6 protein-coding genes are annotated in these 25,527 nt (G+C 71.3%); 5 read left to right on the top strand and 1 reads right to left on the bottom strand.

Annotated elements, in window-relative coordinates; genetic code table 11:
* Window positions 1–690: 690 nt before the first annotated feature.
* From WME90_RS36595 to WME90_RS36610, 4 genes are all read left to right on the top strand, one after another.
* Window positions 691–7,260, top strand: coding sequence for an amino acid adenylation domain-containing protein (locus WME90_RS36595; RefSeq protein ID WP_437276700.1), 6,570 nt, complete (start codon window positions 691–693; stop codon window positions 7,258–7,260).
* A 3-nt stretch (window positions 7,261–7,263) separates the two neighbouring features.
* The gene (locus tag WME90_RS36600) at window positions 7,264–12,675 is read left to right on the top strand and encodes an SDR family NAD(P)-dependent oxidoreductase (protein ID WP_437276701.1); all 5,412 of its coding nucleotides are present in this window, start codon (window positions 7,264–7,266) and stop codon (window positions 12,673–12,675) included.
* A gap of 35 nt (window positions 12,676–12,710) precedes the next feature.
* On the top strand, window positions 12,711–21,191 hold the full coding sequence (locus tag WME90_RS36605) for an amino acid adenylation domain-containing protein (RefSeq protein WP_437276702.1): 8,481 nt from the start codon (window positions 12,711–12,713) through the stop codon (window positions 21,189–21,191).
* A gap of 65 nt (window positions 21,192–21,256) precedes the next feature.
* Window positions 21,257–22,084, top strand: a complete 828-nt coding sequence (locus tag WME90_RS36610; protein WP_437276703.1) for an FkbM family methyltransferase — start codon at window positions 21,257–21,259, stop codon at window positions 22,082–22,084.
* Window positions 22,085–22,139: 55 nt separating this feature from the next.
* Here WME90_RS36610 and WME90_RS36615 read toward each other — a convergent pair whose 3' ends face one another.
* Entirely contained in the window at window positions 22,140–24,122 is a 1,983-nt protein-coding gene (locus tag WME90_RS36615; RefSeq protein ID WP_437276704.1) for a carbamoyltransferase family protein, read from the bottom strand.
* A gap of 270 nt (window positions 24,123–24,392) precedes the next feature.
* On the opposite strand from WME90_RS36615, the gene WME90_RS36620 reads away from it, so the two are divergent.
* Window positions 24,393–25,379 (top strand): alpha/beta hydrolase family esterase, encoded by a 987-nt coding sequence (locus WME90_RS36620; RefSeq protein WP_437276705.1) that lies wholly within the window; start codon window positions 24,393–24,395, stop codon window positions 25,377–25,379.
* The last annotated feature ends 148 nt before the right edge of the window (window positions 25,380–25,527 follow it).

Below are 25,527 nucleotides of genomic sequence, written 5' to 3' on the forward strand. Positions count from 1 at the left end.
AACGCGCGCGGACTCTTCGTGGACGACGCGCCCGTCGCGCGCCACGAAGAGATCCGATCAGCCCTGCTTCCGGAGCACGGCCAGCCTGGTCCGACGCACTGGATCTACCGACGCTTCCGCTCGCCACGCACGGTGCGTGTCATCAGCGATCAACGCGGGCACCACAGTAAGCCTGAGCGCCGCGCGGACCGTTCGCCAGTTTGCAACAGCTCCAGCTTGAGATCGCTTGATGCGACCGGCCCCACCGCCCGGCGTCGTTCTAAACAATAAATAACACTATTTCACAATTGGATCCCTGCGCGGCGATCATGGAGTGAGCGCGCCTCGCGCATCACCACGGCACCGGCTCCTTGCGCACCGCCAGGGGACGGCATGTCCCGTCGATTGGTGGGCTAGACAAGGCCTCTCCTTCGTGGCATGACCTGCCCCGTTGCTCGAGCGTTCCCCATAACCCACGATCCTCTCGGGCTCGCAGCGGCGCGAGCGCCGAGCCCGGTGGATCATCTCGACCATTGGCGCCCCCTGCATCTCCCGCAAAGCCTTCGATGCGCTGCGGGCCGCATGCCTCGATTCAATGGGTGAAGCGCCTGGGCGCGCGCAGGTGGTCTTGCGCGCTTGCACCGAAAGGAACCGTTCGTGACACTTGGCATGACTTTTTCTGGGCGTGCGCCCAGCGCCGCACAGGATGATTTGTCTGGGCCTCGGAGCACGATAACGTCACTGCCTGAGCTGCTCGCTCGCCGCGCGGAAGAGCTCGGCGACGCGCCCGCGTACATCCATCTCCACGAAGGCGAGGAGGAGACGGCGGCGCTCTCGTTCGCCGCGCTCCACGACCGCGCTCGAACGATCGCCGCCTTCCTCCGCGCGCACTATCCTCCGAAGAGCCGCGTCCTCCTCCTGTTCCCCCCCGGGCTCGAGTTCGTCGAGGCGTTCTTCGGCTGCCTGCTGGCGGACATGGTGGCTGTCCCCACCTCGCGTCCGCGGCCGAATCAGGTGGAGTCTCGGTTCGACGCCATCACGGCCGACTGTGCCCCTGCGTGCGCGCTCGCCGCGGAACCCACGCCGCGGGAGCGGAGCGCGTCGACCTCGCGCTCCGGGCTCGCCGTTCACACGCTGGAGGAGTGCTCCTCGTGCGCCGGACGCGCGGGCGCCGCGCAAGGCACGCGCGCCGCGCGCGGCACGACAGACGACGTCGCGTACCTGCAATACACCTCCGGATCGACCTCCAGCCCCAAGGGCGTGATGGTCAGCCATCGCAACGTCCTTTCGAACTGCCGCATGCTCGCCGAGGGGTTCGGGATCGAGCGCGGCGACACCTTCGTCAGCTGGCTGCCCCACTTCCACGATCTGGGGCTGATCCACGGGATCATGCTGCCGCTCTTCGTGGGCGGGAGGTGCTACAGCATGCCTCCGGCGTCGTTCATCTTCCGGCCCATGCGCTGGCTCGAGGCGCTGTCGCGCCACCGCGGCCACCACAGCGCGGCTCCGAACTTCGCCTTCGATCTCTGCGTGACGAGCTCGACCCCAGAGCAGCGCTCCCGGCTCGATCTCTCCGCCTGGAAGACGGTGATCAACGGGGCCGAGCCCGTCCGCGCGGGGACCCTCGCGCGGTTCGCCGCGGCCTTCGCGCCGAGCGGATTCCGGCCCGACGCGCTGCGACCCTCTTATGGCCTTGCCGAGGCGACGCTGGGGGTCAGCGTCTCGCCGAGGCGCCCGCCGCGCGTCGTCAAGGTGAGCTCCACGGAGCTGCAACGAGGGCGGGTGCGCGCCTGCTCCGCCGCGGAGTCCGACGCACAGGAGCTCGTGAGCTGCGGCCGGCCGCTGCCCGGCACGCGCGTCGCGATCGTCGATCCAGCCAGCGGAGAGCCCGCGCCGGATCTGCAGGTAGGCGAGGTGTGGGTCGAAGGCAGCGCGGTCGTGAGCGGCTACTGGAAGAACCCGGAGGCGACGAGCGCCTCGTTCGGCGCCCGGTTGCGCGAGGCAGGCGACCTGCGCTTCCTGCGAACCGGCGATCTCGGGTTCTTGCAGGATGGGGAGCTGTTCATCACAGGGCGGCTCAAGGACGTCATCATCGTCCGGGGGCGCAATTACTATCCGCAGGACATCGAGCTCGCGGTGAGCTCCGCCCATGAGGCCTTTGCCCCCGACGGGGGAGCCGCCTTCTCCGTGGGCCTCGCGGACGGGCTGAGCCTCCCTGTCGAGGAGCCGGAGGCGATCGTCGTCTGCCAGGAGATCAAGCGCGGGCAGCGCGGGCTCGATCTCGAGGCGCTCGCGCGCGCCGCTCGGCGCGCCGTGGCGCAGCAGTTCGGGCTGCCGGTACACGCGGTCGTGCTCCTCCCCCCGCGGCGCCTCCCCAAGACCACGAGCGGGAAAGTGCAGCGGAGGGCGTGCAAGGCGGCTTTCTTGCGCGGTGAGCTGGAGATCCTCGGCGTGTTCCACGGCGCGACGGCGCGCGACGGCGCGCCGGGCGCGGCCGCGGCCCAGGACGGGGCCTCCGCGGCGGGAGGCGCGCAGCCCGACGGAGCGAGCTGTACCGCGCGCCTCGGGGCGCTCGTGGGAGAGATCCTCCAGGTGGACGCCGCGCAGCTGCGCTGGGACGTGCCGCTCGTCGAGATCGGGCTCGAGTCGGTCAAGGCGATCCAGCTCGCGGAGCGCATCGCCGGGCAGAGCGGCAGGCAGATCTCGCCGGTGAGCTTGATCGAGGGGATCACGTTGACCGAGCTCGCGCGCCTGCTCGCCGAGCCGCCCTCGCCGGGCGGCCGTGAGGCGGAGTCCCGCGCCATCAGCCCGGGCGACGACGACCCGGGAGATTCCTTTCCCCAGACCGACGTTCAACGGGCGTATCTGGTCGGGCGCGAGAGCGCCTTCGACCTCGGGGGCGTCGGCTGTCACGGCTACCTCGAGCGGGAGTGTGATGGGCTGGATCTCGAGCGCTTCGCGCGGGCGTGGAACCGGGTCATCACACGGCACGGGATGCTCCGGGCCGTGTTCACCGGAGACGGGCTCCAGCGGGTGCAGCGGACGGTGCCCCGCTTCGAGCCGAAGATCTGGGACCTCCGCGCGAAGTCGCCTGCCGACGCCGGCCGGGCGCTCGACGACATCCGTCATCGGCTGTCCCACCGCGTGTTCGCGCCCATGGAATGGCCCCTGTTCGACGTGGGCGTGTCGCTCCTGCCGGGCGGCCGGCGCCGCGTGCACATCAACCTGGATCTCCTCGCGCTCGACGCCTGGAGCTGCGGGATCGTCTCGCGCGATCTGGAGCGCTTCTACGAGCAGCCCGAGCTCGAGCCCCCGCCGCTCGGCGTGACCTTCCGGGACTGCATCGTCGACGCGGAGCGCCATCGACAGACACCGGATCACGAGCGCTCGCTCGCGTACTGGCGCGAGCGCGTGGCGAGCCTCCCGCCCGCGCCCGACCTGCCGCTCGCCAGGCAGCCTCGAGACGTCACGCCGCCCCGGTTCGTGCGGCACAGGGGGCGCCTCGACCGATCCGCGTGGGGATCGCTGAAGAGCCGGGCGAAGTCGAGCCGCCTCACGCCCTCGGCCGTCGTCCTCGCGGCGTTCGCGCAGGTGCTCGGGAAGTGGAGCGCACGCCCGGAGTTCTCGCTCACGCTGACGTCGTTCGAGCGTCCGCCGCTGCACGAGGACGTCCCGGAGATCGTCGGCGATTTCACGACGGTGGTGCTCCTCGGCTTCGACGTGGGCCGGCACAGGGGGGTCTCCGAGCTGGCCCGCGCCACCCAGGACCAGATCTGGAGGGCGATCGAGCACCGGCGCGCGGGGGCGATCCCGGCGCTCCGCCAGGCGCGCGCGCCGAGCGTCCCCGTGGTGTTCACGAGCCTGCTCGGCCAGGGAGGGGCCGAGCCGCAGTCGCTGTTCTCCTGGCTCGGCGAGGAGGTCTTCATGATCACCCAGACGCCGCAGGTGTGGCTCGATCATCAGGTGACCGAGGACCAAGGGGACCTCGTGTTCTCCTGGGATGTCGTCGAGGCGCTCTTCCCCGAGGGGATGGTCGAAGCGATGCTCGAGTCCTATCTGGATCTGCTCGCCAGGATGGCGCGCGGCGACGAGGCGTTCCAGCGGGCGAGGGCCGCGCTCCCGAGCGCGCAGCAGGCGGCGCGCGCCGAGGTGAACCGGACGCAGCGGGCCGCGCCGGAGGAGCTGCTCCACGCGGCGTTCCTCCAGAGCGCGGCGGCCGACGGCGAGTCGCCCGCGGTGATCGCGCCCGAGGGGAGCATCACCTACGGGGAGCTCGACCGGCAGAGCAACGCCCTCGGCCGAGCCTTGCGGGCCCGCGGCGCGCGCCCCAACACGCTCGTCGCCGTCGCCTGCGAGAAGGGCATCGCGCAGGCGCTCGGGGCGCTCGGCGTCCTCAAGTCCGGAGCGGCCTACCTTCCCGTGGATCCGGCGTGGCCCCGAGAGCGGAGCTGGGGAATCCTGGCGCAGGGCGAGGTACGGATCGTCCTGACCCAGGCGCGGTTCGCGGAGCCAACCCGGTGGCCCGCGGGGACGATCGTCGTGGCCCTGGACGCGCCGGGCGGGCTGTCAGAGGACGAGTCGCCCCTCGAGGCCGTTCAGCGGCCCGACGATCTGGCCTACGTCATCTTCACCTCGGGCTCGACGGGGAGGCCCAAGGGCGTGGCGATCGACCACCGCGGCGCCGTGAACACCCTCTCGGACGTGAACGCGCGCCTCGGCGTGAGCGCCTCGGATCGTGTCCTGTCGCTCTCGTCGCTCGCCTTCGATCTGTCGGTCTACGACCTCTTCGGCCTGTGGGCGGCGGGGGGCGCGGTTGTGCTGCCCGAGCCGGCCCGGCTGCGCGATCCCGGCCACTGGGAAGAGCTGATGTCCCGGCACGGCGTGACGTTGTGGAACACCGTCCCGGCGCTCATGCAGATGCTCGTCGAGCACAGGGCGCTCCGCTCGGGCGCCCCCGCGCCCCTGCGCGCCGTGCTCCTCAGCGGGGACTGGATCCCCGTGACGCTGCCCGATCGCATCCGCGAGGTGTTCCCGGGCGCGTCGGTGCTGAGCCTCGGCGGGGCGACGGAGGCGTCGATCTGGTCCATCGCCTACCCGATCACGGGCGTGGATCCGAGCTGGAAGAGCATCCCTTACGGCAAGCCGCTCGCGAACCAGCGGTTCCACGTGCTCGACGGGGCGATGGAGCCGTGTCCCGACGGGGTGCCCGGGCGACTCTACATCGGCGGAATCGGCCTCGCGCGCGGCTACTGGCGGGACGAGGAGAGGACGCGCGAGCGCTTCGTGACGCACCCGGAGACCGGAGAGCGGCTGTACTGGACCGGCGACCTGGGGCGCTGTCTGCCGGACGGGAACATCGAGTTCCTGGGACGCGAAGACTTCCAGGTGAAGATTCAAGGGCACAGGATCGAGCTCGAGGAGATCGAGGCCGCGCTGCTCCAGCACCCCGACGTGGCGAGCGCCGCTGTCTCGGTCGGGAGCACGGCGAGCGGTGGAAAGCGGCTCATCGCCCATGTCGTTCCGGCCCCTGGCAGGGCGCTCGATGCTCCCGCGCTGCGGGCGTTCATCGCCGCGAAGCTCCCGGACTACATGGTGCCGAGCGCCTTCGTGGAGGTGCACGGCCTCCCCCTCACCAGCAACGGCAAGGTCGATCGCAGCGCGCTCCCGGATCCGGCGCGCGAGCCCGGCGTGGAAGCGCCGGTCGGCGCGCCTCGGCAGGGCGCCCTTGCCGATCCGGCGCGCGCGCCCGGGCTCGAGGAGCTGCTCCGCGAGCACCCGAGCGTCACGGCGGCAAGGGTGGAGAGCGCGGCGGGCGAGCGCGGCGGAGTCGTCGCGTATGTGACGGCCCGGGAGGGCGCGGCGGACTCGGACATATCCTTGCTCCAGGATCCGATCGCGAAGCTGCAGTTCAAGCTGAGCAAGCCGGCGCAGCGCGATGATCTCTCCGGGGCCGCCATCCCCCTGATCGCCCGCGCGCGCACGGACGAGGAGCTCTCGGCGTTCGCGCGGCGGCGCAGCTATCGCCAGTTCCTGAGCGAGCCCATCGCCTTCGAGCGCCTGGCGCGCTTCCTGAGGCAGCTGTCTCCGGTGCGGCTGCCAGGGTATCCGCTCGGCAAGCAGCTCTACGCCTCGGCGGGCAACCTGTATCCGGTGCACGTGTATCTGTACGTGAAGCCGGATCGGATCGAGCGGGTCCCCGGAGGCACGTATTATTTCCACCCCGAGCGCGAGCAGCTGGTCACGATCCAGGCCGGCGCACGCATCGATCGCTCGGTCCACGGGGGCCCCAACGGGCAGGCGTTCGACAGCTCGGCCTTCAGCGTGTACCTCGTGGCGGATCTCGGCGCCATCGAGCCGGTATACGGCAGCCGGGCGCGGGATCTGTGCCTCATGGAGGCCGGCGTCATCGCCCATCTGCTCGAGTCGACGGCGCCGGATCACCAGCTCGGCCTCTGCCAGACGGGCGGATTCGACTTCGCGCAGGTCGCCCACCTCTTCCAGGTCGGCCCGCGTTACGAATACATCCACGGCCTCGTCGGGGGGGCCATCTCGGACTCGGACACGACCATCGAGGCGCTGGCCCGCGAGTCGGCCGCGCTGGCGGCCATGGTCGACGCCGCGACGCGCGCCGCACCCTCGCACGGCTCCGCCCTGGTGAGGCCGGAGCGGCCGCGCGATCGGCTCGCGCGAGCGCTCTCGTCGTACATCGCAGAGCGCTGGACGGAGCAGCCCGTCAGGGTGGTCGTCGTCGACAGGCTCCCTGGCCCGGCGGAGGGCGCGCAACACGCGCAGCAGCCGGTCCCGGAGGACGCGCCGCCGCGCGCGGAGCGGGCCAGGCCGAGGCCCGCCGCGGTGGCGAGCGACGGGCTGGAGAGCGCCATCGCCCGCATCTGGGCCGAGGTGCTGAGGCGCCCGCACGTCGGGCACGACGCCAACTTCTTCGACCTCGGGGGCGACTCGCTCCTGCTCGTCAGCATGGCGCGCAGCCTCCGCGAGCGCTTCCACCGCGATGTTCCGCTGGTGCACCTGTTCGAGCATCCGACGGTGTCCCAGCAGGCGGCCTACCTGAGGAAGCTCGGGGTGAACGCGCCCCCCTCGGCCAAAGGCGAGGACGCCGCGGCGGCCGGGGCCGCGCCGGGCGCGGGCGCGGGCGCGGGCGCGGCAGAAAGCGGCCGGTTCGACGCCATCACCGCGCGCGCCCGGCGGCAGCGCGAGCGAGGCCTGGAGCGGCGCGCGCTCGCGCCGGAGCGGGCCTCCCACCAGGGCAAGCCGGAGGAGTGAGCGATGCAGGACCTCGGAGATCTGCGCGACGCCATCGCGATCGTCGGCCTGAGCGGGCGGTTCCCGCAGGCGGACGATCCGGAGGCGTTCTGGAGAAACCTGCGCGATGGCAGGGAGTCCATCGCCCGCTTCACGGAGGAGGAGCTGCTCGCCGCCGGGGTCCCTCGCGCCCAGGTGAGGGACCCGAGCTACATCAAGGCACGACCTTGCCTCGACAGGCCGGAGTGGTTCGACGCCGACTTCTTCGGATACAGCGGGCGGGAGGCGCAGTGGATCGATCCGCAGCAGCGGTTGTTCCTCGAGTGCGCGTACGAGGCGCTCGAGGGCGCAGGCTACGACGCCGAGCGGTTCCCCGGCTGGATCGGCGTCTTCGCCGGCGCGAAGATGAACTCGTATCTCCTCTCGCACCACCGCGCGCTGCTCCACAAATTCGAGTCCTCGGAGGCGATGCAGCTCCTTATCGCCAGCGACAAGGACTATTTGACGACGCGCGTCGCGTACAAGCTCAACCTCAAGGGCCCGAGCATCAGCGTCCAGACGGCGTGTTCCACCGGGCTCGCGGCGGTCCATCAAGCGTGCCAGAGCCTGCGCGCCGTCGAGTGCGACATGGCGATCGCGGGCGCGGCATCGGTGATGTTCCCGGAGCGGCGCGGGTACTTCTACGAGAAGGGCGGGCCGTGCTCTCCCGACGGCCGCTGCCGCCCTTTCGACGCCGACGCCGCAGGGACGGTGTTCGGCGACGCGGTCGGGGTCGTCGTCCTGAGGCGGCTGGAGGACGCGATCGAGCAGGGCGACTTCATCCACGCGATCGTCCTCGGATCCGCGACGAACAACGACGGATCGGCCAAGGTCGGGTACACCGCCCCGAGCATCGACGGGCAGGCCTCGGTGATCGTGATGGCGCACGAGGTGGCCGGCGTCCGGCCGGACACCATCGGCTACGTCGAGGCGCACGGGACCGGCACGTCGCTGGGCGATCCGATCGAGGTCCGCGCCCTGGAACAGGCCTTCCGGCGCGCCGCCGCCCCGCTCCGCAAATGCGCCCTCGGATCTGTGAAAGGGAACGTGGGCCACTCGAACACGGCGGCCGGCATCGTCGGGCTCATCAAGACGGTGCTGGCGCTCCGGCACGCGCAGATCCCGGCCACGCTCCATTATCAGCGGCCCAACGCGGAGATCGACTTCGACAGCTCTCCTTTTTATGTGAACACGGAGCTCCGCGCCTGGCCGAGGGACAACGGCCCTCGGCGAGCCGGCGTGAGCTCGTTCGGGATCGGGGGGGCGAACGTACACGCGGTCCTCCAGGAAGGGCCCGCCTACCAGCCGACCCCCGCGGGAGAGAGCGAGATCCTTGTGCTGTCGGCCCGGAGCGACGCGGCCCTGTCGGAGGTGCGATCGCGCCTCGCGGAGCACCTCGAGGGGCACCCGGAGATCTCCTTGCGCGACGCGGCCTTCACCCTGCTCGAGGGGAGGCGGAGGTTCCAGCACCGCGATTTCGTCGTCGCGTCCTCGTCGCCCGACGCCATCGCGCGGCTGCGCCAGCCCGGGCCGGGGCGAGGGGCGCGGACGGGCGCCGCCGGCGTGGTGATGCTGTTCACCGGACAGGGGAGCCAGCACCCTGGAATGGGCCGCTCGCTGTACGAGGAGCACGCCATCGTCCGGGAGACGGTGGATGAGTGCGCCGAGAGGCTCCGGCCGCTCCTTGGCCGCGACCTGCGAGCGCTGCTGTTCAGCGGCCCGGCCGACGAGCTCCGGGAGACCGAGGTCGCTCAGCCCGCCTTGTTTGCCGTCGAGTACGCGGCGGCGCGGCTGCTCGAATCGTGGGGCGTGCGCCCCGACGCGCTCCTCGGGCACAGCGTCGGCGAGCTCGTGGCGGCCTGCGTCGCGGGGGTGTTCTCGCTCGAGGACGGGCTCCGGGCGGTGGCGGTGCGCGCGCGGTTGATGCAGTCGCTGCCGAGCGGGGCGATGCTCGCGGTGCCGCTGTCCGAGGGGGCGGCGCTCGAGAGCCTGCCGCCCGCGCTGTCGCTCGCCGCGGTGAACGGGCCGGAGCTGTGCGTCGTCTCCGGCGCCGAGGCGGCCATCGCGAGGTACGAGGCGCAGCTCGGCGCGCGCGGGATCAAGGGACGCCGTCTCCAGACCTCCCACGCGTTCCACTCCGCCGCGACCGAGCCGATCCTGGACGAGTTCCGCAGGGCCATGGCGGGGATCACGCTGCGCGAGCCCCGGATTCCCCTTCTCTCCAACGTCACCGGCGGGTGGATGACGGGCTCGATGGCGCGGAGCGCCCAGTACTGGGCCGATCACCTGCGGCGCGCGGTCCGCTTCGGCGACGGGGTCAGAGCGGTGCTCGAGCGCGGGGGACCGCACCTCTTCGTGGAGGTCGGGCCCGGCTCGACGTTGTGCTCGCTCGTGCGCGCGGGGCTCGGGGGGAGCCCGGAGAGCGCGGCCGTTCCGCTGCTGCCCGGGCCGGGCGACGCCGGGAAGGGCCGGCGCGCGCTGCTCGAAGCGGCCGGCGAGCTGTGGGCGCGCGGCGCCGACCTGCGCTGGAACGCGGTGTTCCCGGACGCCCGGGCGCGCCGAGTCCCGCTGCCGACCTACCCCTTCGAGCGGAGGCGCCACGCGGTCGAGGACAGCGTGCCTCCGCCGTCCACGAGCACGGCGGAGACGACGGCCCCCGAGGGCGCGGAGGACGCCGGAGGAGCGCGGCTGTTCCGGCTCCGCTGGTCCCGTCTCCACGAGGCCGCCCCGGTATCCAGTCCAGCGGACGAAGGGCCGTGGCTGCTCCTCACCGACGGAGACGAGGCCGCGGGCGCGCTGGAAGCGCAGATCCGCGGCTCGGGCGCCCGCGTGATCACCGCCCGCCCCGGGCCGGCGTTCGCCGCGTCGGGCGATCTCGCGTTCGCCCTGCGCCCGGACAGCGACGAGGATCTCCGGGCGCTGCTCTCGACCCTCGATGGACAAGGCCTCTTTCCCCGGCGCATCGTCCACCTGTGGAGCGCGCTGGGGGAGCCGGGCAAGGGCGCTGACGAGATCCTGCCGCGGGGCTTGCTCAGCGTGTGCGCCGTCTCGCGGAGCCTCGGCGCCGCGCCGCCGAGGGCCGGGATCGAGCTCGCGATCGTGACCCGGGGAGCCCACGCGATCGCCGGCGAGGTGACCCCTTCGCCGGACCATGCCGCGCTCGTCGGCCTTTGCCGCAGCCTGCGCAACGAGCTCGCCGGCGTCCGCTGTCGCGTCGTCGACGTGATCCCGCCGCGGGACCGGGAGACCACCACGCCGTGGGCGCGGGCCGTCTTCCGGGAGCTCGCGGGCGAGCCGGAGCACGACCTCGTGCTGCTGCGCGCCCAGCAGCGCTGGGTCCCCGCGTTCCAGGCGATCCCTCCGTCGCCAGCCCCGGAGGCGTCGCGCTTGCGGCGCGGGGGCGTCTACGTGATCACGGGCGCCTTCGGCGGGATCGGGCTGCGCCTTGCCGAGCACCTCGCGCGCGCCTGGTCGGCCAGGCTCGTGCTGATGGGCAGGACGCCGCTCCCGCCGCGATCGGACTGGCCGAGCTACCGGGAGCGCGACGGGGCGATGGCCGCGATCGCCGAGGTCCTCGAGGCGATGGAGCGCATGGCGGCGCAGGGGGCAGAGATCGCGGTCGCCACCGGGGACGTGGCCGAGCCGCGGGACGTGGCGCGCGCGTTCGCGGAGGCGAGGGCCCGCTTCGGGCGAATCGACGGCGTCTTCCACGGGGCCGGGATCCCGGGCGCCGGCCCGCTCCAGGCGCGGACGAACGAGGAGATCTGCCGGGTGCTGTCGCCGAAGACCACCGGGACACGGAACCTCGCCGACCAGCTCGGGCAGGAGCGAGAGCAGCCCTTCCTTGTGCTGTTCTCGTCGACGTTCTCCCATCTCGGGGCGATCGGACAGGCGGACTACGCTGCCGCGAACGCGTACCTCGACGCCTTCGCCGGGGCGCACCAGAGCACGACCGGCAACCCGAGCTTCGCCATCGCGTGGGACGGCTGGGAGCAGATCGGTATGGCGGCGCGGGCCGGGATCACGCGGCCAGGCCCATTGCCGCCTGGTCCGACGTCGACGCCGAGCGGGCTGCACCCGCTGATCGACCGGGTGGAAGGCGCGGCGCCCGGGCCGCGGGCGTTCCACAAGCGGTTCAGCCTGGCGCGCGACTGGCCTGTCGCGGAGCACCGGACGCAGCACGCCGGGCTCGTCTCCGGGACGACCCTGCTCGAAATGGCGCGGGCCGCGGCCACGCTCGCGGGGATGGGCGCCGTGGAGCTCCATGAGGTCCGCTTCCATGCGCCGTGCCGCGTGGAGGACGGGGCGCCGCAGGACGTCTGTCTAGAGAGCGAGCAGAGCGGGACGCGGACCGAGTTCACGATCTTCGCGCAGGGCCCCGCCCAGGCCAGGGAGCGGCTCGCGTCGGGCTGCTGGACTCCCGCTCTCGACGAGGCGCGCGAGCGCACGCCGGTCGACGCGATCCGGCAGCGCTGCCGCCCGGCGGCCGCGCGGCAGCTCTTCGAGGCCGTCAACGCGAGCGGCTTGCTCCGGTGGGGGCCTCGCTGGGACTGCCTCGAATCGCTCCATGTCGGGGAGGACGAGGCGCTCGCCGAGCTCCGTCTTCGCCCGGAGCTCGCGGCGGACCTGTCCGTGGTCGGTTTGCACCCGGCGCTGCTCGACGTGGCCACCTCGGTGACCGCGGTGCTCGACCCTCGAGGGATCTACCTGCCCGCGGGGTACGGCCGCGTGGTGTGCCTGGCGTCCACGCCATCGAGGCTGTTCAGCCATGTTCGCCTGCGCCGGGAGGAGACCGAGCCTGGCCGCGTGCTCTCCGCGGACGTGACGCTGCTCGACGAGCAGGGGCGGGTCATCGCCGACGTGACCCGCTTCGTCCTCCAGCGCGTGCACGGCGGCGCCGGAGCAGCCCTCGCCGCGCGGTCGCAGAGGACGTCGCGCGGCATCGACCCGGAAGACGGCATGAGGGCCATCGAGCAGATCCTCGCCCTCACCGGGCCCGAGCAGATCGTGGTCTCGCCGGGCGACTTCCCGGCCCTCGCCGAGCAGCAGCGCCGCGCCCGGCTGGAGCCCTCCCGGGGTCCGCAGCGGACGCTCGGCGACGACGAGCGGCCTCGCGACGAGATAGAGCGCGTTGTGTGCTCGCAGTGGGAAGAGCTGCTCGGCCGGCGGCCTATCGGCATCCACGACGAGTTCTTCGGCCTCGGCGGCCACTCGCTCCTGGCGATCCAGATCCTCTCGCGGATCAAGGAGGCGTTCGACGTCGATCTGCCGAAACAGGACATGTTCGAGGGGGCGACCGTCGCCCGGCTCGCCGAGAAGATCACGAGCGCTCTCGCCGAGCGCCTCGCGATGCTCGAGTCGATGGCAGACGCCGCCGCGCCCGGCGAGCCGTCCTGAGCCGTAACGCACCGGAACCAGGAGAGGAGCGTCGAGTGAGCGAGCTAGCGCAGCGGATCAAAGGCCTGTCGTCCGAGGAGCTCAAGGCGCTCGTCACGAAGCTGAAGGGACAACGCCCGTCCGGAGACGGAGCGGCGGCGGGGCCGCAGCGGACGGGGACGCGGTCGAGGTTCCCCCTGTCGTTCGCGCAGCAGCGGCTCTGGTTCTTGTACCGGTATGAGCCCGAAAGCGCCGCGTACAACCTCCATGGGGCCGCGCGGCTCCGGGGCTCGCTCGACGTGGCGGCGCTCGATCGGGCGATATCGCTCCTCGTGGAGCGGCACGAGATCTTGCGGACGCGCTTCGGCGAGGACGCCGAGGAGGCCTACCAGGCGGTGCTGCCGCCGTCCGGCGCCGCCCTGGCGGTCACGGACCTCTCCACGATGGATCCGGCGGAGCGCGAGCGCGAGCTCGCCGTCCGGTGCGCAGAGATCGCCCACGCGCCGTTCGCCCTCGAGCGAGGCGAGCTCCTCCGGACAGCCCTCTTCCGCCTGACCGCAGAGGAGCACGTCCTGCTCATGGCGACTCACCACATCGCCAGCGATCACTGGACCTTCGGCGTGCTGCTCCGGGATCTCGGCGCGCTCTACGACGAGCTTGTCGCGGGGCGCGCGCCGCGGCTGCCCGAGCTGCCCATCCGGTACGGCGATTACGCCGTCTGGCAGCGGAGCCAGCGGGGCCAGGAGCGCCACCAGCGAGCGCTCGCGTACTGGAAGGAGCGGCTGCACGGCGCGCCGGCGCTCCTCGAGCTTCCGCTGGATCGGCCGCGCCCGGCCTCGCAGGCGCACCGGGGAGCGAAGGCGTCGCTCACGCTGTCACCCCGGCTCAGCGCCGCGGTGAAGGCGCTGTGCCAGCGGGAGGGCGTCACCCTCTTCATGGCGCTGCTCGCCGCCTACCAGCTGCTCCTCTGTCGCGTCACGCAGAAGCTCGATGTCGTCGTCGGGTCGCCCGTCGCCGGGCGGACGCGGCGGGAGCTCGAGCCGCTCGCCGGCATGTTCGTCAACAACCTCGCGCTCCGCGCCGACCTCTCGGACAACCCGAGCTTCGTCGAGCTCCTCCGCCGGACGAAGCGCGACGCGCTCGACGCCTTCGCGCACGACGATCTGCCGTTCGAGCTGCTGGTGGAGGCGCTGCAACCCGAGAGGAGCACGTCCCACGCGGCGCTGTTCCAGACCCTGTTCATCCAGCAGACCGCGGCGGCCGATCTGCCGGCCTTCACGGGGCTCACGCTCGATCCGGTCGAGGTGCCGGTGACGACATCGAAGTTCGACTGGACCGTCGAGGCCTGGGATCGCCCGCAGGGCATCCGGCTCGATCTGGAGTACGACACCGATCTGTTCCGCCGCGAGACGGCCGACCGGGTGCTCAGGAGTTATGAGGCGCTCCTGCGCGCGGCGGCCGCGCGCCCCGACGCGCGCGTGCTCCACCTGCCGGTCGTACACGAGGACGACGCGCTGCTCCTCGAGCGATGGAACCGGACGGAGCGACCTTTCCCCGAGGATCTCTGCGTACACGAGCTCTTCGAGCGGCAGGCGCGGCGCCATCCGGAGCGCGTCGCGCTCGCGTTCGGGGATAACGAGATCACGTACGGAGAGCTCGACCGCGCCTCGGCCCGCCTCGCGCGCCGGCTGCGCGTTATGGGCGTCGGCCCGGACGTCCCGGTGGCGATCTGCATGGAGCGATCGATCGATCTCGTCATAGGGCTGCTCGCGATCCTGAGATCGGGCGGCGCCTACGTGCCCCTGGATCCCGCGCTGCCGGGCGAGCGCATCGCTTATATCCTGCGCGACGTCGGGGCCGCCGTCCTGCTCACGCAGCGCACGCTGCGGCTCCCGCTCGCCGGCGAGCCGCAGCGGACGGCGTTCTTCGAGGATCTCACCGCGGACTCCGGCCTGGCCGAGGAGCCGCTCGCGGCTCCGCCCCGCAGCCGGGACCTCGCCTATGTCATCTATACGTCAGGCTCGACCGGGCACCCCAAGGGCGTACAGGTCGAGCACCGCAGCGTCGTGAACTTCCTTGAGGCGATGCGGGACGAGCCCGGCCTCGACGCCAGCGACGTGATGCTGTCGGTGACCACGGCGTCATTCGATATCTTCGTCCTGGAGCTGTTTCTTCCGCTGAGCACCGGCGGAACGACGGTCCTCGTGTCCGCCGCCGAGGCGCGGGACGGCGCCGCGCTCCTGCGAGCGCTGGAGAGCTCGCGAGCGACGGTCATGCAGGCGACGCCGAGCACCTGGCGCCTCCTGCTCGCGGCGGGGTGGACCGGCAGCCCGCACCTCCGCGCGATCTCCGGCGGGGAGGCGCTGCCGCCGGACCTCGCCCGGGAGCTCACCGCGCGCGTGCGCATCCTCTGGAACCTGTATGGCCCGACGGAGACGACCGTGTGGTCCGCGGCGGCGCGCGTCGACGACCCCGACGAGATCACCCTGGGAGCCCCGATCGCCAACACGCGGATCTACATCCTGGATGAGCGGCGCGAGCGGCTCCCGATCGGCGTGGCCGGGGAGCTGTACATCGGCGGAGCAGGCCTGGCCCGCGGCTATCACGGCCGGCCCGACCTGACCCGGGAGCGGTTTTTGGACGACCCGTTCTCGGCGGCGCCGGGCGCGCGGATGTACCGCACCGGCGACCTGGCGCGGATCACGCAAGAGGGGCAGATCGAGTTCTTCGGCCGGATCGATCATCAGGTCAAGATCCGCGGCTTCCGCGTCGAGCTCGGCGAGATCGAGGCGACCGTGGCGCGCCACCCCGGCGTCAGGGAGTGCGTCTGCGCGGCGCACCGGGACGCGGTGGGCGAGGCGGTGCTCGTGGCCTATTACGTGTCCGCGACGGGGCACGCGCCCGCGGCAGAGCGGGTGAGCCCCGAGGCGCTCAGGGCGCACGCGCGCGCGTTCTTGCCCGAGGCCATGCTCCCGGCGCGCTTCGTCGAGCTGCCCCGGCTGCCGCAGACGCCGAACGGCAAGATCGATCGCAAGGCGCTCCCCAGCCCGGACGCGCTGGCGTGTACGCCGGCGCGAGATCGGCAGGAGCCGGCGACCGAAATGGAGAGGCTCGTGGCCGCCGTCTGGGGAGAGCTCCTCGGGCGCGCGCCTGGCAGGACCGACAATTTCTTCGAGCTCGGGGGCCATTCGCTGCTCGCGATGCGCGTCGTCTCCCGCATTCGCGAGCGAGCGGGCGCCGAGGTGCCGCTCCGGTGGCTGTTCGACGCGCCGATGCTCGCCGACCTGGCCCAGCGGATAGAGCAGATCGCGCGTCCGTCGACGCGCCCGGCGCTGCGCCGCCGCGACCCGGGCGCGGTGATCCCGCTGTCGTACGCGCAGACGCGGCTCTGGTTCCTCGACCGGCTGGCGCCCGGAACAGGGGCCTACAACGTCGGCGGAGCGGCCGAGATCGCGGGGCCTCTGTGCGCGCGCTCCCTCGAGCGCGCGGTCCACGCCGTCATCGAGCGGCACGAGGCCCTCCGCACCGTGTTCCGCGTCGTGGACGGGGCTCCCGTCCAGATCGTCCAGCCGTCGGCGCAGCTCGACTTCGAGGAGATCGATCACCGGGCGCTGGCTCCGGACGCGCGCGAGGCGACGGCGCTCGCGCGGCTCCGGCGGATGGCCGGGCGCCCGTTCGACCTCGCGAGAGGCCCCCTGGTGCGGGCCGAGCTCGCGCGGATCGACGACGAGCGGTACCTGTTCGCGTTCGCGATGCACCACATCGTGACGGACGGCTGGTCGCACGAGATCTTCGTGCGCGAGCTCGCCGCCGCTTATGGAGCGATCTCGGCGGGCGAGCGCCCGCGCTGGGAAGCGCTCCCGGTCCAGCACGGCGATCACGCGGTCCACGAGCGGCAGCGCTGGGACGAGGCGGCGCGGGGCGAGGAGATCGCGTTCTGGAAGGCCGAGCTCGCGGGGGCCAGCCAGACGCTGGATCTCCCGACGGATCACACTCGCCCCGCGGAGAAGCGATATCAAGGGGCGCGGCACCACTTCCGCCTCTCGCGAGCGCTGACGGAGGCCGTCGAGGACCTCGGTCGCGAGCGCGGCGTGACGCAGTTCATGACCTTGATGGCCGGGTTCCTCGCGCTGCTCCACCGGCTCAGCGGGCAGTCGGACCTCCTCGTCGGGACGCCGATCGCGGGGCGTGATCACCGCGAGCTCGAGGGCGTCATCGGGTGCTTCGTAAACACCCTTGTCTTCCGCGGTGATCTCCGGGACGACCCGCCGTTCAGCGCGCTCCTTACGCGGGTGCGCGGCACCGCGGTGCGCGTGTTCGCTCACGCGGACATCCCCTTCGAGCGGCTCGTCAACGCCGTTCGACCGGAGCGGGACCTCGGCCGGACCCCGCTGTTCCAGGTGATGTTCGCGTTCCAGCCCAAGGTGCCCGCCCCGGTCGCGCTGGGCCGGGCGCGGGTGACGCCGATCGACCTCGATCCCGGGACATCGCAGTACGACATCACCCTGTCGATGCAGCACGACGGAGCGACCCTGAGCGGTCATATCGAGTACGACACGGCGCTGTTCCGCGAGGGGACGATCGCGCGGTATGCCGAGCTCTTCGAGCGCCTCCTTGCCGAGGCGGCGCGTGAGCCCGACACGAGGCTCTCGGCGCTCCTCCGCGGCGAGGCGCTCCCATCCGCGACGGCGGCGGCTGCGCGCCCAGCGCTCTCGGCGCCCGCGCTCCCGTTCGTGCGCAGCGACCCCGCGGTGGCGCCTCCTCGGCTCGTCCGACACGCCCGGCGCGTCGACGCCGAGCTCCTCCGCGGGCTCGAGGCGCGCGCGGCGCTCCTCGGCGTGAGCCCAGGGGCGGCCGTCGCCGCCGCCTTCGCGCAGACGATCGCCGCGTGGAGCACGTCGCCGCTGGCCGTCATTGTAAGCGCACCGGGCGAGACGCCGGACGGCGCGCTGTCTATCTCTCTTGGCGCGGGGAGCGGCCAGCTCGAGGTGAGCCGCGGCGGCGAGGCGCCGTTCGTCGACGTCGCCCGGTCCTTCGACGAGGTCATCGCAATCGCCGCGTCCGGGACGCGAGCGCCGGACGGAGGCGTGCGTCACCCCGGCGCGACGGCCGTCAGGCTGCGCGTCCCCGCGCCCTTGCGGTCCGAGCAAGGCGGATCCGAGCCGCAGGCGCCCTGCATCGAGCACGAGATCCAGCAGGACGAGCGGGGCTTCGTGCTGAGCTCTGGTTTCGCCGACGATCTGTTTCCCGAAGGCCTCGCGTCAGATCTCCTGGAGGCGTACGAGGCGCTCCTGAACCGCCTCTCTCGCGGCGACGCACCCTGGACCAGGGCGGCGATCATCGAGCTCCCGGAGCGGCAGCGCGCTGTCCGCGCCGGCGTCAACAACACAACACGGGAGGTCTCGAGCGACCTCCTGCACAGCGGGTTCATGCGGCAAGCGGCGCTCCGGCCCTCCGCGCCGGCGGTCATCAGCCCCGAGAGGACGCTCACCTACGGGGAGCTCGATCGGCAGAGCAGCGCGCTCGCCCGGCGCCTCCGCGCGCTCGGAGCCCGACCGAACGCGCCCGTCGCGGTGGCCGCGGCGAAGGGGTGGGCGCAGATCGTGGCACTCTTTGCGGCCCTCAAATCGGGGGCGGCGTACCTGCCCATCGATCCGGAGTGGCCCATGGAACGAATCCGCACGACCCTGGATCAGGGCCAGGTGGAGATCGTCCTTACGCAGGCGCGTCTGGCCTCCTCGCTGGCCTGGCCCGAGGCCTTGCGCCTGATCGCGGTCGACGACGAGAGCGCGTTCGCGTCGGAGGACGACAGCCCTGTCGAGGTGGTCCAGGGCCCGGACGATCTCGCCTACGTGCTGTTCACGTCGGGCTCGACGGGGAAGCCCAAGGGCGTGGCGCTCGATCACCGCGGCCCGCTGAACACGATCCTCGAGATCAACGAGCGCTTCCAGATCTCCGCATCGGATCGCGCCCTCGCGCTCTCCGCCGTTCACTTCGATCTCTCCGTGTACGACGTGTTCGGGCTGCTCGGCGCGGGAGGCGCCCTGGTCATCCCCTCGCCCCAGGGGGCGCGGGATCCGGCCTACTTTCGGCGCCTTGTCGAGACCCACCGGGTCACCGTGTGGAACTCGGTGCCCGCGCTGATTCAGATGCTCGTCGAGCACCTCGGCGGCGCTCCTCCGGCGTATCCCTCGCTGCGCTGGGTCATCCTGAGCGGCGACTGGATCCCCGTGTCGCTGCCCGATCAGATCCGCCGCGCTTGCCCGGAGGCGCGGGTCATCGGGGCAGGGGGACCGACGGAGACGTCGATCTGGTCGATCTTCTATCCCATCGGAGAGGTGGATCCGACCTGGAAGAGCATCCCTTACGGCAAGCCCCTCCGAAACCAGCGAGTCCACGTGCTCGACGAGCGCATGCAGCCGTGTCCCGACTGGGTCGTCGGCCGCATGTACGTCGGTGGGATCTGCCTCGCCCGCGGCTACTACAGGGATCCTGCGCAGACGGCGGAGCGCTTCCTCGAGCACCCGGAGACGGGCGAGCGGCTCTACTGGACGGGCGATCTCGGGCGATTCCTTCCGGACGGGAACATCGAGTTCATCGGACGGGAGGACTTCCAGGTGAAGATCCAGGGAAACCGCATCGAGCTCGGGGAGATTGAAGCCGCGCTGGCGCAGCACCCCGAGGTCCAGCGAGCGGTGGTGTGCGTGGAGTCGACCCCGAGCGGGGCCAGGCGCCTCGTCGCGTGTTACGTGGCCGAGCGGGGCGCTGCGCTCGATCCTCGCGTCCTGGAGGACGCCGTCGCCGCCAGGCTGCCGCAGTACATGGTGCCCGGCGCGTGGGTCGCGCTGGAGCGCATGCCGCTGACGGCCAACGGCAAGGTCGATCGGAGGGCGCTCCTCGATCTCGCCCTCCAGCACCGCCAGGGGGCGAGCGCGGCGTACCGGGCGCCGTCGTCGGAGGCGGAGCGCCGCATGGCCGCGCTCTGGGCCGCCGTCCTCAAGCTGGATCGGGTGGGCGTGGACGACAATTTCTTCGCGCTCGGCGGCGATTCGCTCCTTGGCATTGCGCTGGTGGAGCGGGCGCGGGAGGCGGGGCTCGACGTCACGCCGAGGCAGCTCTTCCAGCACCAGACGGTCGCGCGCCTGGTGACCGCCTGCGCTGCCCCGGACCGCGCGGAGGAGGGCGCCGAGCGAGAGATCGGGGAGCGGCCGCTCACCGCCCTCCAGCGCTGGTACCTGGAGGAGGCCCGCGAGCGCACCCGCCCGGCGCGCTGGAACGTGAACCTGCTGCTCGAGGCGCTGGCGCCGCTCGATCTCGACAGGCTCGCGCGTGCGTCGCTGATCCTCGTGAACCACCATGACGCGCTCCGCGCGCGCTTCGAGCGCGCTCCGAGCGGCTGTCGTCAGGTGATCGACGAGCCCTGGACCGAGGCGCCGTTCACCTGCGTGGATCTCTCCAGCGTCCCGGAGGATCGGCGCCCGGCCGAGCTCGAGCGGCATTGCGATCGCATGCAGGATGAATACGAGCTCGAACACGGGCGGCTGTTCCGGATCGTGTTCTTCCGGTGGGACGAGCAGGGGCGAGGCCGGCTGTGGCTGAACGCGCACCACCTCGTCGTCGACTGGATGTCGATGATGATCGCCGCCCTGGATCTGCAATCCATCTACGATCAGCTCGCGACGGCGTCCGCGCCCCGCCTGCCGCCCAAAGGCGCCTCGCCCGGCCGCTGGACGCGCGCGCTCGAGCGGTGGGTCGAGGACGAGATCCTGCCGAACGAACGCGCTTACTGGCTCTCGCTGCCCTGGGATGAGATCGACCCCCTCCCGGCGGACCATCCGGCGACGCGCCATCTCTATACCGTCGCGTCGGTCCGCGATCACTGGGCGTCGCTCCCCGAGCAGGACGCTCAGGTCCTCTTGCGGGACCTGCCGGCGCGCTTCGGGGTGAGCACGGAGAACGCGCTCATCGCCGCGGTCCTCCGCGGTGTGACCGCCTGGACGGGCCGGAGCTGGCAAGACATCATGGTCCTGAACTCGGGGCGTGATCTGATACCTCATCGCGCGGAGCTCGACGCGTCGCGCACGGTGGGCTGGCTGAGCGCCGAGCGGGTGCTCGTGCTCCGGCGCTCGAGCGAGCGAGAGCCCCTCGCCGCGCTGCTCGACACGAGCCGGCAGATCGATCGCACCCCGAACGGGGGCCACGGCTATAACCTCCTCAGGTACCTCGGCGGTGACGCCCGGCTCAGCGCGGAGCTCGGGCGGCTCCGGAAGCGCCCGGGGATCCTGTTCAACTACCAGGGCCGCGTCGAGCCACCCGCGCAGGGCTCGATCCTCCGCGTGGCGAGCGAGTCCACGGGGTACGACGAGGCAGCGACGAACCTGCGGTTCAACCTGTTCGAGTGCCACGTCCTCGTCCGCGGAGGGGCCCTGACGTTCCGGTGGCGCTACAGCGCGAACGTGCATGCGCCGGCGACGGTGCAGCGGGTCGCTGACGACGTCATCGACGATCTGCGGGCGATCGCGCGCGCGTGCGGGTGAGCGGCGCCCGCGCTCGTGTGCGCGGCGGCGCGAGGGACGGACACACCACGTTTGGGTGAGACAACATGAAGACGTTCGCAATCGAGTTGCCGGACCAGAGGGTCGTTCACGATCGCGTCCCCGACATGGCGAGGACGCTGCACCTCCAGGTGCAGGGCTACTTCAGGCCTCGCGTGCGGAGCCTCCTGGCCGGCGGAGAGGCGACCGTGATCGACGTCGGCGCGAACATCGGCCTCTTCGCGCTCGAGGTGCTGAAGCGCGCCGGCGGGCGGGCGCGGATCCACTGCTTCGAGCCGATCCCCGAGACCTTCGAGCTGCTCCGGATGAACCTGGGATCGTACGGATCGGAGCGCGTGCGCCTGCACCGCGCCGGCCTGGGTCGAGCCGCGGGCACCGCGGCGTTCCACTACGCGCCACGCCAGAGCGCCATTTCGAGCATGTACGACATGATGGCGAGCGACGACAAACAGGCCACGCTCGCGGCCATCTACGACGAACGGATCCGAGAGAAGCACCACGCGGATCTGCCGGCCTACATGAAGCACCTTCCGCGCGCGGTGAACTCCCTGCTCATCGACGGTCATTCCTGGTGGATGAGGCGCGGCATGAGGCGCGTGGAGTGCGAGCTCACGACGCTGTCCGAGCTCATCGAACGGGAGCGGATCGAGCGCATCGATTTGCTGAAGATCGACGCCGAGAAGGCCGAGATCGACGTGCTGGAAGGCATTCGCCCCGGAGACTGGGGCAGGATCCGGGCGGTCGTGCTCGAGCTTCACGACTTCGGCGGGAGAGGAGAGCGCGTCCGGCGGATGCTGCGCGATCACGGGTTCGAGGTGGAGACCGACCAGATCTGCCCCGAGGACGTGATCATCACCATGGCGGGGTACCGGTAGAGTGCGGGGGAGCGCCGGCCGCGGGGCGCTCGGCGGCTCCCCCCCTCCTCCGCCGTCAATGGCCGATGGCCGGCAGCAGCCGCACCACGCGCTGCGACCAGAGCTCGATCAGCTCGGCGATCACCGCCTCCCGGTCCTCCACGCCGTCGAGCAGCTCGCGGAGCCGCTTCCGGCCGTCGGCCCGCCACAGGACCTCGAACGCCTCGGCGGAGACAGGGGTTCGGGCGTCATTGTAGGTCGTGACGATCGCGCGCTCGACCTCGTAGCCGCCCGGCGTGGGCCCTCGCAGAGAGCACAGCTTCACGAAGGTCGGAAACGAGGGGACGAGCTCCGCATAGGCCGACAGCGGCGCGGGCTCCTTGTGGACGAGGTGGTCGCCGACGACGAGCTTGTCGAGCCGCGTCGTCAGAAAACAGGTCACGCAGTCGTCGACCGAATCGACGATCGGCTCGGCGTTGTTGTTGAAGGAGGTGTTGAGCACCACCGGCACGCCGGTGATGTCGCCGAAGGCCCGGATGAGCTGCCAGAAGCGCGGGTTCGTGCGCCTGGAGACCGTCTGGACCCGCGCGGTCCCGTCCACATGGGTGATGGCGCCGAGCTGCTGTCGCCTGTGCTCGTGGACGGGCACCGTGAAGATCATGAAGGGCATGGTCTCCGCGCCGCCGAGATCGAAATAGTCGCGCGCGTCCTCCTCGGTGACGGCGGGCGCGAAGGGCCGGAACTCCTCGCGCTTCTTCACCATCGCGTTGATGATGTCCTTGTTCGCCGCCGGCCTGGGATCCGCGAGGATGCTGCGGTTCCCGAGCGCGCGGGGCCCGAACTCGGACCGCCCCTGGGCCCACCCGATCACGCTGCCCGCCGCGATCAGCTCGGCGGCGGCCTTCGGCGCGTCGGCGAGCTCCTCCACGCGGATGAAATCGCGCCACGCGTCGAGCGCTCTCCGGACCTCGCCCCGCTCGCCGATGTGCCTTCCCCAGTAAAGGTGGCTTATCGCGGGCGGCCGCCGCTCTGCGGCCTTTTGCATGTGCACAGCCATGGCGGAGCCGAGGGCGCAGCCGGCGTCGTGCGCGGCCGGCTGGACGAACACCCGCTCGAAGAGCCCGGAGCGGAGGATCTTCCCGTTCAACGTGCAATTGTGCGCGACGCCGCCCGCGAAGCAGAGGTTCGCTTGCCGGGTCTCCTTCTGGAAATGCCGCAGGCAGTGGAAGACGATGGTCTCGAGCGCCTCCTGGAGCGAGGCGGCAAGGTCCTTGTGGTCCTGCGTGATCGGCTCCCGCGGCGCGCGCGGCCGGATCACGCCGTGGAGATCGACGATCCTGTCGAAGTCGATGGCCCAGGCGCCCTCCGGGAGCAGCGTCACCATGGTCTGGAACAGCGCCCGGTGCCTTCGCGGATCGCCGTAGGGGGCGAGCCCCATGACCTTGTACTCGTCGAACAACGAGAATCCGAGGAACCGTATCACCTGGACGTAGAAATTGCCCAGCGAGTCCCGCTCCGGGATGTCTCTCAACGAGCGAAGCTCTCCGCCCGAGCCGACGGAGACGGACCCCGACTCGCCGTCGCCGCAGCCGTCCAGCGTCAGGACGAGGCTGCTCTCGTACCCCGAGCCGATCAGGGCGCTCATCGCGTGGGCCGTGTGATGTTTGACGAACTGGATGCGCTCGGGCGCCACGTCGACGCCGAACTCGGCGAGCACGAGGCGCCTCATGACGTCGTTCGCAGTGCGCAGCTCGGGGTCGGCGGAGAAGAGCCCGCGCTTCACCTGGGCGTTGCACCAGTCTTCGCTGATGTAAAAGCAGAGGTAATCGACGTCGTCGACGCGGAGCCCCCGGCTCTCCAGGCAGAAGCGAGCTGCCTGAAAAGGGGCCTTGTTCGAATGCTTGAGGCGGTTCAGCCGCTCCTGCTCGATCGCCGCGACGACCTCGCCGTCCTCGAGGAGGACGGCGGCGCCGTCGTGCGACGTCGCCGCATTGAACGCTGGTCTCGGATAACCGAGGTGGTCCGGCTCGTGGCCGCCGCTAATTCCAAGGATTCGCATGAAGGGAGGTTAGCCTTCGAATGCGATAAGTAAAGCGCACCAATGGTGCAAAATCGGCGCGCTGACACGGCGATCAATGCGAGATTCGAGCGGCGCAATCGACGCGCCGAACGGGGCTACTCTCATTTGCAGGAAGCGATCTGTATGGCGAGGTCGCAGACTGGCGTCAATGTCGCCGAACCACGATTGTTCGACTTTCTGTCGTTTCGATTCGGTTATCCTCGGGCTGCTCGCCGCGGATCAGGGGCGACGAGAAAGGAGCCGAGCTCGATGATCATCCGAAACAGGTGGAGCGCGCTTTTCGCCATGTCGCTCGCCGCCGCGAGCGCGGTGGGCTGTGAAGGGGACGACTCGCCGATCTCGCCAGACGGGACGTCCGGAGCAGGTGGCGGCGCGGGCAGCGGGGGCGCTACGGCCAGCGCCTCGAGCGGCGGCGGCGCAGGCGACGGGGGCTCATCGGGCGTGACAGGCGGGGGCTCCGGCGGCGCAGGCGCTGGGGGCGGCGGGGGCGCGAGCGCGACGCCGAGCGCGGGCTGCGGAGACGCGCCGAGCCAGGCGTTGAACGAGTGGGTCGAGCAGCCCGCGAAGAACATCGCGTCGGTCGATCGGCATTGGTGGGTGCGGCTGCCCGAGGGCTACGAGCCGACGCGCGCGTATCCCGTCGTCTTCATGTTCCACGGCTGCTCGAGCGACACGAACAACGTCCCGATGCAAAACGTGACCGGCGACGACGCGATTTTGGTGCGCGGCGCCGGCGTCTCCGACGGCATATGCTGGGATGCCTCGTCGAATGGCCCGGATCTGACCTTCTTCGATGAGATGCTGGCGGACGTGCTCGCGAACACCTGCGCGGACACGTCGCGCGTGTTCGCGGCGGGCTACAGCAGCGGCTCCTGGCTCATCAACATGCTCGAGTGCAAGCGCGGCGACAAACTCCGCGCGACCGGCACGGTCTCGGGCGGCACGCCCGGCACGCCGCGCGATTGCGTGGGGAGGGTGGCGCGCATCTTCATCCATGATGCGGACGACAAGGACAACACGATCGACAACAATTATGCCGAGCGCGATCGCCTCCTCGAGCTGAACCACTGCAACGCTGACGCCGCGCCGGTGCCGGAAGCCCCCGCGCCTTGCGCTCGTTATCAGGGCTGCGACGCGGGCTATCCGGTGATCTGGTGCGAGACGAGCGGCAAGGGCCACGACCGGCAGGACGCGCTCGCCCCTGGCGCGTTCTGGAGCCTGTTCTCGGAGCTCTGAAGCATCCCCTCGAATTTTTCGAGGAGATGAATTCACAGGGAGGCGGGGAGACGGGGAATAAAGTCCCAATTATCTCCCTGTCTCCCCGCCTCCCTGTTCAATTTTCCTCTAAATACCGGCCCAATGTTGGATTTGTCAGTTCGACGCT

The organism is Sorangium sp. So ce375 (assembly GCF_051473855.1).
GTDB lineage: Bacteria > Myxococcota_A > Polyangia > Polyangiales > Polyangiaceae > Sorangium.